This window comes from Bacillus sp. FSL R5-0659, from assembly GCF_038008785.1.
GTDB lineage: Bacteria > Bacillota > Bacilli > Bacillales > Bacillaceae > Bacillus > Bacillus safensis.
The window spans coordinates 1,106,582-1,122,021 of record NZ_JBBOZU010000001.1 but is presented as its reverse complement, the minus strand read 5'-3'; the positions used below and the strand labels follow the sequence as shown (position 1 = coordinate 1,122,021).

15 protein-coding genes and 1 other annotated feature are annotated in these 15,440 nt (G+C 40.1%); of the genes, 2 read left to right on the top strand and 13 right to left on the bottom strand.

Translation table 11 applies throughout. The annotated features are described in order from the left end of the window. Positions 1-15 precede the first annotated feature (15 nt). The gene (gene mecA, locus NSQ72_RS05555) at positions 16-681 is read right to left on the bottom strand and encodes an adaptor protein MecA (RefSeq protein ID WP_024425038.1); all 666 of its coding nucleotides are present in this window, start codon (positions 679-681) and stop codon (positions 16-18) included. A 264-nt stretch (positions 682-945) separates the two neighbouring features. Between mecA and NSQ72_RS05550 the strand changes: the two genes are divergently transcribed. Then, positions 946-1,611: a TerC family protein gene (locus NSQ72_RS05550; RefSeq protein WP_058838847.1), complete on the top strand. Its 666-nt coding sequence runs from the start codon at positions 946-948 to the stop codon at positions 1,609-1,611. 39 nt (positions 1,612-1,650) lie between these two features. Here the strand turns inward: NSQ72_RS05550 and spxA are convergent, their stop codons facing one another. The 8 genes from spxA to NSQ72_RS05510 form a co-directional block, all read right to left on the bottom strand. After that, complete coding sequence (spxA, locus tag NSQ72_RS05545; protein ID WP_003211421.1) at positions 1,651-2,046, bottom strand: transcriptional regulator SpxA; 396 nt, start codon at positions 2,044-2,046, stop codon at positions 1,651-1,653. Positions 2,047-2,238: 192 nt separating this feature from the next. Continuing rightward, a complete protein-coding gene (locus NSQ72_RS05540) occupies positions 2,239-2,817 on the bottom strand; it encodes a GNAT family N-acetyltransferase (protein WP_024425040.1) in 579 nt (192 codons plus the stop codon). 137 nt (positions 2,818-2,954) lie between these two features. Further along, complete coding sequence (locus NSQ72_RS05535) at positions 2,955-3,242, bottom strand: hypothetical protein (RefSeq protein ID WP_330544941.1); 288 nt, start codon at positions 3,240-3,242, stop codon at positions 2,955-2,957. Between the two features lie 102 nt (positions 3,243-3,344). After that, positions 3,345-4,265: an ABC transporter ATP-binding protein gene (locus NSQ72_RS05530; protein WP_024425041.1), complete on the bottom strand. Its 921-nt coding sequence runs from the start codon at positions 4,263-4,265 to the stop codon at positions 3,345-3,347. Between the two features lies 1 nt (position 4,266). Further along, positions 4,267-5,346 (bottom strand): ABC transporter ATP-binding protein, encoded by a 1,080-nt coding sequence (locus NSQ72_RS05525; protein WP_064498299.1) that lies wholly within the window; start codon positions 5,344-5,346, stop codon positions 4,267-4,269. A 12-nt stretch (positions 5,347-5,358) separates the two neighbouring features. After that, a complete protein-coding gene (locus NSQ72_RS05520) occupies positions 5,359-6,276 on the bottom strand; it encodes an ABC transporter permease (protein WP_047201796.1) in 918 nt (305 codons plus the stop codon). 3 nt (positions 6,277-6,279) lie between these two features. After that, positions 6,280-7,224, bottom strand: coding sequence for an ABC transporter permease (locus NSQ72_RS05515; RefSeq protein ID WP_142944506.1), 945 nt, complete (start codon positions 7,222-7,224; stop codon positions 6,280-6,282). A gap of 116 nt (positions 7,225-7,340) precedes the next feature. Further along, positions 7,341-8,978 carry a peptide ABC transporter substrate-binding protein gene (locus tag NSQ72_RS05510; RefSeq protein WP_330544940.1) on the bottom strand — a complete coding sequence of 546 codons (1,638 nt, stop codon included), beginning with the start codon at positions 8,976-8,978 and terminating at the stop codon, positions 7,341-7,343. A 482-nt stretch (positions 8,979-9,460) separates the two neighbouring features. Further along, positions 9,461-9,681: a binding site (T-box leader), on the top strand. 53 nt (positions 9,682-9,734) lie between these two features. Between NSQ72_RS05510 and trpS the strand changes: the two genes are divergently transcribed. Then, positions 9,735-10,730 (top strand): tryptophan--tRNA ligase, encoded by a 996-nt coding sequence (trpS, locus tag NSQ72_RS05505; protein ID WP_024425046.1) that lies wholly within the window; start codon positions 9,735-9,737, stop codon positions 10,728-10,730. 35 nt (positions 10,731-10,765) lie between these two features. On the opposite strand, the gene NSQ72_RS05500 is transcribed toward trpS, so the two are convergent. The 4 genes from NSQ72_RS05500 to NSQ72_RS05485 all read right to left on the bottom strand — a co-directional run bounded on the left by NSQ72_RS05500 (position 10,766) and on the right by NSQ72_RS05485 (position 15,410). Next, on the bottom strand, positions 10,766-11,518 hold the full coding sequence (locus tag NSQ72_RS05500) for a YjbA family protein (protein ID WP_039177811.1): 753 nt from the start codon (positions 11,516-11,518) through the stop codon (positions 10,766-10,768). Between the two features lie 157 nt (positions 11,519-11,675). Continuing rightward, complete coding sequence (gene opp4C, locus NSQ72_RS05495; protein WP_080772319.1) at positions 11,676-12,575, bottom strand: oligopeptide ABC transporter permease; 900 nt, start codon at positions 12,573-12,575, stop codon at positions 11,676-11,678. Between the two features lie 33 nt (positions 12,576-12,608). Then, a complete protein-coding gene (locus NSQ72_RS05490; RefSeq protein ID WP_034621771.1) occupies positions 12,609-13,559 on the bottom strand; it encodes an ABC transporter permease in 951 nt (316 codons plus the stop codon). Positions 13,560-13,775: 216 nt separating this feature from the next. Continuing rightward, positions 13,776-15,410 carry a peptide-binding protein gene (locus NSQ72_RS05485; protein ID WP_144464925.1) on the bottom strand — a complete coding sequence of 545 codons (1,635 nt, stop codon included), beginning with the start codon at positions 15,408-15,410 and terminating at the stop codon, positions 13,776-13,778. Positions 15,411-15,440 lie beyond the last annotated feature (30 nt).

Genomic DNA, 15,440 nt, shown 5'->3' with positions numbered 1-15,440 from the left:
TCGACTTTTTGTTAGTTACGAGAAGTGCTGTTGAATCGTTTCAAGGGCATTCCCTTCGATAATCAGCTGACCGTATTCTTTCAGTCTGTAGATGCTGACAACTGATTCATGAGCATATTCAAGCAAAATGCTGAGCTTATTCTCCACTTGCTCATCTGACAAATCCTCGTGGAAGTCAACATATAGATAATAACGGTTTTCAAACGAATATAAACTTGTGGTAAAATCCTGCATATTTAATTGAGAAAGTGCAATCAAATCTTCAAAATCATCCATTTTCAACACGAATTGAAGTTGAAGCTTTTTGTCCTTCTCATTATGGTCTTCTTGATCTTGCTCTTCTTTATGAAAATCATCAAGCAGTGCGTCTAAGCTTTCTTCATCTGTTTGATCTTTTTTATCTTCTGGAATCGGCAATTCGAGCTTTTGTCCATCTTTAGAAAGTTGGGCTTTTGTCACGACAATTTCAAGACCTTTGTCAAGTGCCTGTACTTGAATCCAAAGCGGTCCCTCTACTGCAAATTCTTCTTCTTCGTGCACTTCGTCCATTACTTCCCAAAACAGCTCTTCACTGCGCTCACGATTATACCAAATCTCTTCACGGTCAAATCCGCGATCTTCAATATCACCGTAGGAAATATAAAATTTTACTGTATGTTCATTTATTCTTTCGATTTCCATTTTGCCAACCTTCCCTTCTATATAAGATGTTGAAGGGACATACAAGCTCCCAATTAATAGTACTTTACTACACTTTACCCGTTCCGTCTACATGTTAACCGTTTAAAGAATTGAGGTATTGCTTCGTACTGTCTATTTTATGATAAAACATGAATAAAAGAAATAAAAACGCATTTTTTGCAGAGAAAACTTGCAGAAACATATATTTGAATTGTCTTCATATATTGGTTGTACGAGCTCTATTTGGGACATGAGGTGAAATGGATGGAAACAGAGTGGATCGTATCCTTACTGATGATTATTGGCATAGACCTGATTTTAGGCGGAGATAATGCGCTCATCATTGCAATGGCCAGTCGAAATTTATCACATGATAAACGCAATAAAGCCATTTGGATCGGCACACTTTTAGCCGTGCTGATGAGAATTACAATGACTGGTGCCGCCGTTTATTTATTGACTATCCCTTATTTGCAGTTTATTGGCGGTCTTTTTCTCCTTTATATAGGATACAATCTGTTAATTGAACAAAAGAAGGAATCGATTCGGATTAAGAGCAGCGGCTCCCTTTGGCGTGCGGTGCAAACCATTGTGATTGCCGACCTCTTTATGTCACTTGATAATGTCATCGCAGTTGCAGGTGCGGCAAAAGGCAACATGCTTCTGACCGCTTTTGGCCTCATGATTTCTGTACCGATTATTATTTGGGGAAGCAAGCTGATTCATGCAGCTTTGACCAAATTTCCGTTTCTTTTATACGGAGGAAGTGCGCTTTTGGCCTTTACTGGCGGAGAAATGATTGTGCGTGATGTGAAATTGACTGAATTTATGTCACAGCATGCCACGCTTGAATTGTTGCTTCCGTTTTTAACAGTCATAGTGGTCATATTAGCCAGCCTCTTTTACGAACAAACGGCTGAAAACAAATAAAAAAAGCTGCCAAATGATCGGCAGCTTTTCGTGTTTTTATTAGTTAGCAAGTCGCTGAGCTTCTCTTAGTTGGAATGTACGAACCGTTCTTGGCAAGAAACGTCTAATTTCATCTTCATTGTACCCAACTTGTAATCTTTTTTCATCCAAGATAATTGGACGACGTAAAAGACCTGGATGCTCATTGATTAGTTTATACAATTGTTGAAGCGGCATTGTCTCAACATTGACATTTAGTTTTTGGAATACTTTTGAACGTGTTGAGATAATTTCGTCTGTACCGTCTTCTGTCATTCGAAGAATTTCTTTGATTTCATCGATTGAAAGAGGCTCAGAAAAAATGTTTCTCTCTTGATACGGGATATTGTGCTCTTCTAACCACGCTCTTGCTTTTCTACATGATGTACAGCTTGGTGATGTGTATAATGTTACCATAAATCTTCACTCCTCAATTTGTAGAATGAATATTGATCTGTATTCTTAAATTAAAATTGTTCTAAATAAGTAATCTTTATAGTGATTATACTATAAAAAAGTAAGTGTGAACAGATTTTCTTGCAATTTTTGTGACAAAAACTAGACAATTTCATTCATTTTGTGTGCTGCTTGATGTCAGAACATTCTCATTTAGTCGAGATGATCGAAAATATTTTTTTGCTTTCTATTTTCAATGATCTTCAATACATCATCAACATCCTCATACGATTGTCCATACCATTCTTCATCTTTATACGTATGGATTCGTTCATAGGTCTTCCTCATGGCTTCCATGATCTCTTCCTCATGATTTGTAAGAGGCGACCAATAAAGAATTTCCATGCGGTTCACTTCATTTGTTGCAAGTGACCTGCGTTTATAACCGATTGATTCTGCATGCTTGAAGTGCTCTCTTTGGTAAAACTTTAGGCGTTTTGCAGTATCTGCATCATCTTCATCTACAGGCTCGACTTCAAGCAAGATCGGTTTCTTTTTTTCCTTCAGCTTATGGATCAGCTTTGATCCGAGGCCTTCACCTCTTGCATCTTTGGAAACAAATAAATAATCAATAAAGATGAAAGAATCAAATTCGGCGTACATCATCACATGATGAGGTCCTTCCTCCTTATGATAAATATCACTTCTTTCCTTTAATAAAGCTTCCATATGCTCTTTTGACTTCATTTCTTCTATCGGGAAGTATTCACTGAGCTTTTCATACCAATTCATGGATCTGCTCCTTATGCTATAGTTAAGAACCACTTCCTTAGATATTCCCGATTTCCTGCTATTTAAACGCCTGTACTAGTAAGACGCAGCAAAGTCTTCAGTAGTTTCACTTTTTTTCAATTAACGTAAAAAAAGTTTTATAACGAACGATTCATGACGAGTTGAATACAGACAAACAAGATCAGTGTCATCGTGATTTGCAACATGATGAAATAAAGATATTTTACACGCCGTGCTTCTTGTTTCTGCCCCCTTGTCTTTCGGTTAAGCATATATTCCACTAAAAAAGACACAATCCCAATGAGCACCATAAACAAGAGCATCCACTTTCCTCCGTTTGGTTTCCTGAAAAAAGACGTTGAAAATAGTATGAATACAATGAGAACATGAAGCAATGAATAACGATAGGTTTTCCAATTGGACATTTGATTTCCTCCGGTTCTGCTTGTACTTAACTAAAAATTACCATCATCTTGTTTTTTTGTAAAATAAAAAAAAAGCACTGCATTAGCAGTGCTTCTCTCTTCTTATGATTGTTTCGCCTGAAGTTCTTTGAATTCTTCCTCTGTGCAGCTCACAAAGTGACCTGGCTTCACTTCACGGAACTCCGTATTTGTTCCTTTGTGAACAGATGGATCATACTTGATTCGTTTACGGTTACGCTCATAATCAGGATCTGGAAGCGGAATCGCAGACAACAATGATTTTGTGTATGGATGAAGCGGGTTTTCGTATAATTCATTCGCTGGTGCCAGCTCAACCAATTTTCCGAAATACATCACGCCGATACGATCGCTGATGTATTTTACCATGGACAGGTCATGGGCAATAAATAAGTACGTTAAACCTTTTTCCTCTTGAAGCTCTTTCAATAAGTTGACGACCTGCGCTTGGATCGACACGTCTAATGCAGAGATTGGTTCATCGGCGATGATGAAATCAGGCTCTACTGCTAATGCACGTGCAATTCCGATACGCTGTCTTTGACCGCCTGAGAATTCATGCGGGTATCTGTTCGCATGCTCTTTGTTCAATCCAACAGTTTCAAGTAATTGATACACACGCTCTTTACGCGCCTGTTTTGTTTTCGCAAGACCATGAATATCGATGCCCTCTGCAATGATATCAAGCACTGTCATTCTAGGATTGAGTGAAGCATATGGATCTTGGAAGATCATCTGCATTTGACGGTTGAACTCAAGCATTTTTTGTCTTGATTTCTTCCCGTGTACATTTTCCCCTTTATAAAGAACTTCACCATCTGTCGCATCATAAAGTCTAATGATTGAACGACCCGTAGTGGATTTACCACAACCAGACTCACCTACAAGACCAAGCGTTTCACCTTTGTAAATATCAAATGAAACCCCATCAACTGCTTTCACAGTTCCTCTTGCTGTATGGAAATGCTGCTTCAAATTTTTGATTTCTAACAGTTTTTCTGCCATGCTATTCACCCTCTTTTACTAATACAGGTTTTTCGTAGCTACCTTCTAGTTCACGCATTCTCGCCTTTACAGAAGCAGGCGGTTCAACTTTAGGTGCATTTGGATGAAGTAGCCATGATTTCACATAATGCGTATCTGATACTTTGAACATTGGCGGTTCTTGTTCGAAGTCAATTTTCATTGCATAATCGCTGCGGAGTGCAAATGCATCTCCTTTCGGCGGGTTTGTCAGATCTGGTGGTGTTCCTGGAATGGCAGTCAGCTTTCCTTCTTCTCCGCCATCAGTGTCAAGACTCGGCATTGATGCTAAAAGTCCCCATGTATACGGATGCTTTGGATTGTAGAAAATTTCATCAACAGTCCCTGTCTCCACAATCTGTCCTGCATACATAACAGCTACACGATCAGCGACGTTGGCCACAACACCTAGATCATGCGTAATAAAGATAATCGAAGTGTCAACCTTTTTCTGAATTTCTTTCATTAATTCTAAAATTTGTGCTTGAATTGTTACATCAAGCGCAGTCGTCGGCTCATCAGCAATCAACAGCTTTGGATCTGCTGCAAGCGCCATGGCGATGACAACCCTTTGTCTCATCCCGCCACTAAATTCGTGCGGATATTGTTTAATTCTTTTTTCAGGCATTGGAATTCCTACAAGCTCCAATAGTTCAATGGCTCTTTTTTCAGCCGCTTCTTTTGAAATTTGTTCATGCTTGAACAGCACTTCTGTAATTTGCTTCCCGACTTTCATCGTTGGATTCAAAGACGTCATCGGATCTTGGAAGATCATTGAGATGTCTTTTCCTCGAATGGTTTGCATTTGTTTCTCGGTTTTCTTGACAATATCTTGGCCATCAAACAGGATCTGTCCGCGCTTGAAATAACCCGGCGGCATCGGAATTAGTCTCATGATAGCTTGTGATGTCACACTTTTACCAGAGCCAGATTCACCTACAATAGCAAGTGTCTCGCCTTTATTTAAGTGGAAGTTCACACCACGAATGGCTTGAACTTCTCCACCATATGTTTTAAATGAGATTGCAAGGTCTTTCACCTCTAGAATACGTTCACGTTCCATCCTAATCACTCCTTATTTACGCAACTTCGGATCTAAAGCGTCTCTTAGTCCGTCTCCAACCACGTTAAAACCAAACATTGTAATACAGATAAATGCGGCTGGGAACCATAATCTCCAAGGGTAGTACGTCATGGCTGGAATTCCGTCAGATGCCATTGTTCCCCAGCTCGCTAATGGCTGAGGTACACCAAGCCCTAGATAGCTTAGGAACGCCTCTGTGAAGATAGCAGAAGGAATCGTTAATGTCATCGTCACAAGAATTGGTCCCATTGAGTTTGGAATTAAGTGTTTAAATAAAAGTCTAGATGTTTTCGCACCTAATGTTTGTGCTGCAAGAACGTATTCTTGACTCTTTAATTGTAAAACCTGTCCCCGAACAATACGTGCCATGTTAATCCAGCCTACGACTGTCATGGCGAGGATAATCGTTAATAATCCTTTTGGCAGAACAACCATCATTAAGATAACCATTAATAGTGTTGGAATTGCCCATAAAACGTCTGCAATACGCATCATCACTTCATCTGTACGGCCGCCTTTGAACGCAGCAATACTTCCCCAGATAATACCGATGATTACGTCAAGGAGCGCTGCAGCAAGACCGATGAAGATCGAAATTCTTGCCCCTACCCATGTACGGACAAACATGTCACGTCCTAAATCATCTGTACCAAACCAGTGCTCTTTTGAAGGCGGCTGGTCAGCATTCAATAAATCGGTCGTAGAGTAATCATATTTAGAAAAAATCGGAACAAAGATGGCCAGCATCACAATAATAAAAATGATTGTGAGTCCAACCATTGCAAGTTTATTGGCACGGAAGCGAAGCATAGCATCCTTCCATAAAGATAGACTAGGTTTAGAAATTTTTTCAGATTCTGCTGCGTCAGCTGTCGCAGGCACAAATAAATCTTTTCTCATCTCTTCCATGTGTTAGACCCCTTTCTTCGCCTTCGTCAGTTTAATTCTAGGATCGATAATACCGTAAAGGACGTCAACGACTAGAATACTGATTAATAGAATAATACTGTAGAAGACTGTTACACCCATAATGACGGTGTAATCACGGTTTGTAATGCTTGTGACAAAGTGAGAGCCTAAGCCAGGGATACCAAAAATCTTCTCAACGACAAAACTACCTGTTAAAACTGAAGCAGCCATTGGTCCCATGTATGTGATAACAGGTAACAATGCGTTTCGGATCGCGTGTTTGATCGTCACAGCTGATTTTGTTAATCCTTTTGCTCTAGCCGTTCTAATGTAGTCACTGTTTAGTACTTCAAGCATACTTGACCGTGCAAGTCTAGCGATAAATGCCATTGGCATGAAGGAAAGTGCAATAGAAGGTAGTACGGTGCTGGCCCAAGACTCCCATCCTGCAACTGGGAAGATCGCTATAATGCTTGCCTCAGATGCAAATACATATTGTAGTAGCGCCGCTAAAATAAAACTTGGAACTGAGATTCCAAAGATCGTTAAAATGGCAATCGTATAGTCTTGCCACTTGTTATGATAGAGCGCTGCAAGGACCCCAAACAATACACCAAATGCTAATGCGAGGAGAATTGCCTCAATTCCGAGGGTAAAGGAAACGGGGAATCCAGAACTGATTAAGTCATTTACGGTTTGTCCTTTATATTTAAATGAGGGACCAAAATCTAATTTTGCAACTGAACCTAGGTAGCTTACATATTGAACAAATAAGGGCTTGTCCAATCCATAGTGCTCGTTTAGGTTTGCTTCAATTTCAGCAGGAAGTTTCTTCTCACCAGAGAATGGACCACCAGGTGCTGCCTGCATGAGAAAGAAAGTTGCAGTTACAATAACAAACAGTGTGATTAAAATATATATTAATCGCTTACCGATATATTTAAGCAACGGAATTGCACCTCCATGATTTTACAACAAATTCTCTAATCAGCAAGAAAGGTATATGGAGAGACATCCTCCATATACCTTAAGATCCTTGCCGTAGATCTCTTACACTATAACTCTTACTTTTCGAAATGTGCCCATTTGTATTGAACATCACCTAGTCCAGATACAACTACACCTTTAAGTTTTGGATCTTGTACCCAAGGCTGAGTGTAGAAGTAAATTGGTGCTACAGGCATATCATTGATGAGAATTTCTTCTGCTTTTTTCAGCATTTCTTCACGCTTTGTTTTATCTGTTTCTTTTGCAGAATCATTCAACAATTGTTTGTACTCTTTGCTTTCCCATCCAGTATCGTTGTTTCCACCGTCTTTATCTTTGTAAAGCTCAAGGAAGTTCACTGGATCGTTGAAGTCACCTAACCAGCCCATACGTCCGATTTGGTAGTCTCCGCTGTGGATTTTGTCGATGTATACGTTCCACTCAGAGTTATCAAGTTCAACTTTCACACCTAAATCTTTTTTCCACATTTCTTGAATTGCTTGTGCAATCTTTTGGTGGCCTTCATCAGTGTTGTAAGAAAGTTTCAATGTTGGAAGATCAGAAACAGATTTATAACCTAATTCTTTCGCACCTTTTTCAAGAAGTTTTTTAGCTGTGTCTACATCATGATCTTTGAAGTAGCCAGTTTTGTTGCCCTCGAAACCATCCATTGTTGGTGGAACAATTGCCATTGCTGGAACTTGTTCACCTTGCGTAATTTTGTCAACGATCGCTTGACGGTTGATTGAGTATGTCAGGGCCTTACGGATGTTTGCATTGTTTAAAGGTTTTACTTTTGTATTGAATTTGTAGTTATAGATACCAGCGATCGTTTGGATTTTCAGACCGCCTTCTTTTTTCAATGTTTTTAAAGACTCAGTTGGAAGGCTTCCAGTTGGCATACCAGCCCAGTCAAGCTCGCCTTTTTTGAACATGCTAAGCTCAGTGTTTGTATCTTTGATCATAGACATGTTGATTTTTTTCAATTTCACAGTATCTTTATCCCAGTATTCATTGTTCTTTTCAAGCGTGATAGAACCGCCATGTTTCCATTTAGAAAGAACGAATGGTCCGTTAGATACGTAGTTTTCACCAGCATTTGTGTACCAGTTTTTATTCTTTTCAGCCACTTTTTTGTTGACTGGCATATACGTATAGAATGCAGTTAGTTCAGTAAAGAACGGTGTTGGGTTCTCTAACTCAACTACAAGCGTTTTGTCGTCTTTAGCTTTAATGCCAACATCAGCAACTTTCGCTTTCCCTTTGTTCGCTGCTTCAGCACCTTTAATATAGTAAAGCTGGTAAGCATATTGAGATTCATTTTTAGGATCTAATGCCCATTTCCAAGCATATTCGAAATCTTTAGCTGTAACAGGGTCACCATTAGACCATTTTGCATCACGAAGTGTGAATGTGTATGTTTTACCATCAGCACTTGTTTTGATATCAGAAGCCATTGCATTTTCTGGCTTTCCTTCAGCGTTAATTCGTGTTAATCCTTCAAAAGTCTGACGGATGACACTACCTGAAGTTGAATCATTTGCCAATCCCGGATGTAGAGAAAAAGGCTCAGTGGAGATATTCACATTTAATGTTGTTTTAGCCTCTCCAGAACTGCTCGTGCTGTCGCCTGATTTGTTTCCGCTGAAACCACAAGCGCTTAATACAAGTGTGAAAATAAGCATTAAAGTAACAACAGACCAACGCTTTTTCAACTGTATTCCCCCTTATAATATGTTTTTAGTTCAAAGGTCTCGATAGAAGATGAGATTCAGATTTAAGAAATAGCGTAAAAAAGTCCCTGAATAGCTTACTTTCTATTTCTTTTGTTTTTTCTGAATTTTCACTATGTAAAGAGCCTAGCACAAACGTGTGAACAAATTCATTATAATGAATAGAATAATTTATTGCAATATCAATTTCATATATTTTTTAAAAACGTAAATGGGGATAAAGAGGGATTTTTATAAACTAAAGTCTCAATCACTTCAACAAATTAAAGCGTAAATTGATTAAAATAATTTAACAAATTCAGCAGGAATAATGTTTTATACATATAATTAATCATCCTTTTTTAAAAAATTCTGACAGATATTTGTTATTTTATCTAAAATTTTAAGTGTCAATAGGCATGATGAGAAGGTCACATAATGGCTTCGTGACTTTTTCATGGGCATCCTTTATAATAGATAGACATATTGTTGCGATGAAAAAGAAGAGTACATATATTCACCATTTACAGAGAGTCTGCGGCCGGTGTGAGCAGATAATGGCATTTATGGAATGGGCTTTGGAGCAGCTAACCGAACACTTCTAAAAAAGTGAGTAGGCTTAGACGGAGCAGTCTCCGTTATCAACGTCTTGAGTGATTTCTATGTGAAATAACAAGGGTGGTACCACGGTTCATTCGTCCCTTTTCTGTTGAAAAGTGATGGGTGGGCCTTTTTATATTGAAGAAAAGAGGTTTTAGTATGACAAAGAAGACAATTTTTTCAGGCATTCAGCCGAGCGGTTCTGTCACATTAGGGAACTATATTGGAGCAATGAAGCAATTTGTCGATTTGCAGCATGACTATAATGGCTATTTTTGTGTCGTAGATCAGCATGCGATTACAGTGAGTCAGGACCGATTAGCTCTCCGCCAAAATATTAGAAGCTTAGCAGCTCTTTATTTAGCCGTTGGACTTGATCCAGAGAAGGCAACATTGTTTATCCAATCAGAGGTACCTGCTCACGCCCAGGCAGGATGGATGCTGCAATGTGTTGCTTATATTGGAGAATTAGAAAGAATGACCCAATTTAAGGACAAATCCGCTGGTAAGGAAGCCGTTGTTTCAGGCCTATTAACGTATCCCCCATTAATGGCAGGCGATATCTTATTATATGGTACTGATTTAGTCCCTGTTGGAGAAGACCAAAAGCAGCATCTTGAATTGACTAGAACGCTTGCTGAACGCTTTAACCGAAAATACAATGACATCTTCACTGTGCCTGAAGTGAAAATTCCAAAAGAAGGCGCTCGGATAATGTCTTTAACAGATCCAACGAAAAAAATGAGCAAATCCGATCCGAACCAAAAATCCTTCATTACCTTATTAGATGAACCAAAGCAGCTTGAAAAGAAAATCAAAAGTGCTGTGACGGATTCAGAAGGCATCGTCAAGTATGACAAAGAGAACAAGCCTGGAATTGCCAACTTGCTGACGATTTATTCTGTATTAGGCAACATATCGATTGCAGAGCTGGAGCAAAAGTACGAAGGCAAAGGATATGGTGAGTTTAAAGGAGATCTTGCGAACGTTGTCGTTGATGCTTTAAAACCAATTCAAGATCGTTACTATGAACTGATTGAATCAGACGAGCTTGACCGTATTCTAGACGAAGGTGCTGAAAAAGCAAACCGCGCAGCAAACAAAATGCTGAAAAAAATGGAGAATGCGATGGGTCTTGGCAGAAAACGCAAATAAAAAAAGCTTGCAGCACTACCCGCTGCAAGCTTTTTCTAATTTACTTTTGATTCGTTTTCCATTTCCCAAAGCTTTTCGAAAAATGGCTGTCCTTTAATCATTTTTTCACAGAAGGCTAAATGATTCTCTGACCACCCATCAATCGTTTCATTGTAAAGCATGTTCCAAATCTCTTCGAATGACATTCGTTTGATTTGGTTGTACATGCGCGGGTTCCATTCCGTATACCAATACGCAATCTCCGCCCTGTTTTGGAGCCCCTTTAATTGATCGAGCGCCATAAACATCAGCTGCTTCAGCTGTCTTTCTTTTCTCGTTAATCCGCTGATATGCTGCGGCGGCAGTGATAGAATGTGGTACTCCTTCGTCGATTCAAGACTGTCCTTAGAGAATTCATATTCTTCTGCTTTCACATCTTTCACCATTTCATAGACCAATTGCTCCTGCCTTGGGATCAAGCGGCTTTTTCTCACAGGAATGGAATACCCAATCGTATCCACGGCAATGATTCGTATGCCATCTGTGACTACAAAGCAATACTCTAATTTACGGCGCTCATGATTTTTTCGAATATATGATTTCTCAAATACAGACTCTAGCAGCGTCTTTGGCAGCTCTGAAAGATCATTCTCTATGTAATCAAACAAAGGACTCTGCACCTTAAGTAAAGGCACTTGATCTAACAGCTCAACGCTGTCCTCCTTACGCCACTCATGAAAATGACACACATTGTAGCCATTTTCTTCCCCTTCAAACCAATTCACCCATACGTCATGAAGAAATAACATAACCAATCCCTCACTTTATAAAAACTGTTGTCCACAGTATGGGCAAGGGATAGAGAAATTATTCCAACTTTATCAAAACTTCAAGCTGGATGAATGACGGCTTCGTGTCTTTATTTCATTCAGGAAACGGAGAGCGCACGCAGAGCCCCTTTAAACCTTACTTCAGCTTTTTAGGATCAAGCGCATCTCTCAGCCCATCTCCTAAAAAATTAAAGCATAAAACAGTCAGCAAAATGAGTAAGCCTGGGAAAAGCGGGTACCACCACGCTTGCACCATAATCGAGAAATTTTGTGCATCTTGCAGCATGTTGCCCCAGCTTGCCGTTGGCGGCTGAATACCAAAGCCAAGGTAGCTGAGCGTTGATTCAGCTAAAATGACAGAGCCTACTTTTAATGTAGCTGACACAATAATAGGACCGATACAGTTCGGTAAAATATGCGAAAAGATGATGACATGATTTTTCGTTCCAATGGTTCTTGCCGCGAGTACGAATTCTCTTGTTCGAAGTGATAAGAATTCACTGCGAATGAGCCTGGCGGTTGTTGTCCAGCCTGTCAAAGCAAAGATTAAAATTAATTTATCAATGCCCGGTTTGAAAATGGTGACGAGCGTGATCAATAAAAAAATGTCTGGAATCGACAACACGACATCCACAAACCTCATTAACAAGGAATCAACAAACCCTTTGAAATACCCCGCGACCGCGCCAACGACAGTTCCAATAGTGATTGCACCAACCACCGAGACGAAACCGACCAATAAAGAAACGCGCGCGCCATATAGTACCCTTGAGAAAATATCGCGGCCAAACTTGTCTGTGCCCATAAAATGCTCAGCACTTGGCGGCTGGAGCCGCTTCAATAAATCTTGATGCTCTGGTGCATATGGAGCGATCACTGGAGCAAAAATGGCAGAAAAAATAATGACCAATAAGATCACGGAGCCGGCAACTGCCAATTTATTTTTGAAAAATTTCTCGCAAAATAAACGCAGCATTGTCTCTGGCTTTGGCGGAAGGCCCTCCTTTAATTTGATATCAACAGGAGGTGTTCCCATATTAGGCTGTGCCAATTGTCCTTCAGCTCCCTTCTAATATTCAATACGCGGGTCAACGATCGCATATAAAATATCCGCTATTAAATTTCCCACCACCACGAGCACTGCGGAAATAACGGTCATCGCCATAATGACCGGATAATCTCTCGAAAAGGCAGAATCAATGAACAGCTTTCCAAGTCCAGGCCAGGTGAAGATTTGTTCCACCACAACCGCGCCGCCAATAAAGGATGGTATCATCAATCCGAAAATCGTTATGACAGGCATAAGACCGTTTCGTAAACCATGTTTAAAAATAACTTTGTTTTCTCTAAAGCCTTTCGCTCTTGCGGTGCGAATGTAATCCTGCCTCATGACATCAAGCATACTCGACCTTGTGTACCGGGTCAGCCCTGCCATATCAGCCGTTGCTAAAACAAAGGCAGGTAAAATAATGTGATGGAGCCGATCAAACACATTAAAATCAGCATTCAAGGTAGAGACTCCGCCAGTCGGGAACCACCCTAGGTTCACGGATAAAACCATAATGAGGATGAGACCAAACCAAAAGTTTGGAATAGCCAGTCCGATAAAAGATGTAACCGTAATCCCATAGTCAAGCTTTGTATACGGACGTTTTGCTGAAAGAACACCAAATGGGATGGCGATCAGCAGGGCAACTAATGTAGAAAAAATCATGAGGATGAGGGTATTTGGCAGCCGGGCAAAAATCAAATCAGCCACGGGCGTTCCCTTTTTGACAATGGATGTGCCAAAGTCACCTTGAAGCATATTGCCAAGCCATTTCATATATTGCACATATTCCGGATCATTCAAGCCGTACTTATCAATAAATGCTTCCCGGTCTGCCGCACTAATGGTAGGGTCCATCATGAGTGACATCGGATCGCCTGGTGCTGCTTTCATAATGGCAAAGGACAAAATGGTAATCCCTAATAAAATAGGAATAGAGAGCAATGTCCTTCTAATGATATATGTAACCATATGCACAACTCCTTTTTCATCGGATCGCCATTCTGTGAAAAAAAGGCTAAAATGAAGTTATTTTAGCCCTTTGTCTTCTTTTCAGCGTGATATAACCCCCCTTGAATTCTCGTGCTGATGCAGAGCGCGATTAGCACCACGCAAAGACCGGACACCAAATGCAAGGAATTGTTCTCACGGTGAATGGGGAGAATCCTCCCCCTCTTCACTATCAGCCTACTGTTCAAGCCACCATTTTTCGATTTTGTAATACTCATCTTTCGGGTGGTAAGAATAGCCTTGAAGATTAGATGGCATAGCGCGATGTGAGTTAGCATAGTAAAGGAACGTATATGGCTGATCCTCTGCGATCAGTTTATAAATTTTTTCATATGCCTTTGAATAATCTTTTCGATCGCTTAATTTTTTAGCATCGACTAACAGCTTATCGACCTCTTTATTTTTATACCAGATGTTATTTAAGCCTTTTTCTGACTGGCTTGAGTGGAAGATGCTGAATTGATCAGGGAATGTCGCAAGGCTCCAGCCGAGCAGCAGTGCATCATAATCCCATTTAGGCGGTGTCGTCTGCTCAATGAGTGCACTGAATTCCACAATTTGCGGCTTCGCTTCCACACCAATTTCTTTGAGCTGCTGCTGGACAACGACAGCGATATCTTCACGAACTTTATTTCCTTGGTTGGTCTTTATGACAAAGGAGAATTTCTTGCCATCCTTATCAAGATAGCCGTCTCCATCTGTATCCTCCCATCCCTCTTCTTTCAGCATCTTTTTGGCTTTTTCTTGATCAAATTCAAATACTGGAACACTTTCATCCTTTGGATAGTTCCAGGACAGCGGACTTTCTGGAATGTTAGCTACTTTGCCGTCTCCATCTAACACTTGGTCAACAATCGTTTGACGATCAATGGCATGTGTCAGCGCTTGGCGGACCTTTTTACTTTTAAAAAGATCATTTTTCTGGTTCCAGCCAATGTATGAATAATTCAGGCCTAAGTCAGATTCAATTTTAATGTTGCTCACTTTTTCAGCTGTTTGCAGCTCCGCTCCTGGTACAGCAAAGAAATCAATATCGCCTGCCGACAGCTGAGCAATGGCTGCATTTTGGTCAGGAATCGTTTTAATCGTGACGGTATCAAGGTATGGACGTCCATCCCAATAATCGTCAAAGGCTTCTAGTTTGACGTAGTCTCCTTCTTTCCACTCTGCAAATTTAAATGGACCTGAACCGATTGGTTTTTTTCTGTTAAATTCGTTTTCACCGAGGTCCTTTATAGGCACATCACCTAAAATATGCTTAGGTAAAATACCGTAGCTTCCTAGTGTGACATTATAAAAATAGGGATCTTTTTTATTGAGTTTGAATTCGATCGAGTAATCCCCTGTCTTTTTAACAGACTCTAATACTTCAAAGCCTGATCCGCGCTCCCCATTGTAGTCCTTATTGATTGGAATGCTGTATGTAAACACAACATCATCAGCAGTCAGTTCTTCACCATCATGAAACTTCACACCTTTTTTAATGGTGACATCAAACTGCTTGCCGTCATCCGATTCTTTAATATCCTCTGCCAGCGATAGCTGAGGGTTCAGCTTTCCGTCTGTTTGAAGTAAGAAGCTGTAGATTCTTTCTTCAATATCAGAGCTTGCCACATCTGTAGAATACAGAGAGTTAAATAATGTTGGCTCTGCAATTGAACCGATGACAAGATCTCCGCCTTGTACCGGTTTACCTGTGGATTTCTTTTCGCTGTCTCCTGACGTCTTATTTCCACCAGAACAAGCAGCTAGGATTAATGTGAAAATCAGCAGTAAACTGACCAATATGGACTTTCTATTTCTAACTTTCATAGACAATTCCCCCTATTCTTTTTTGAAAAT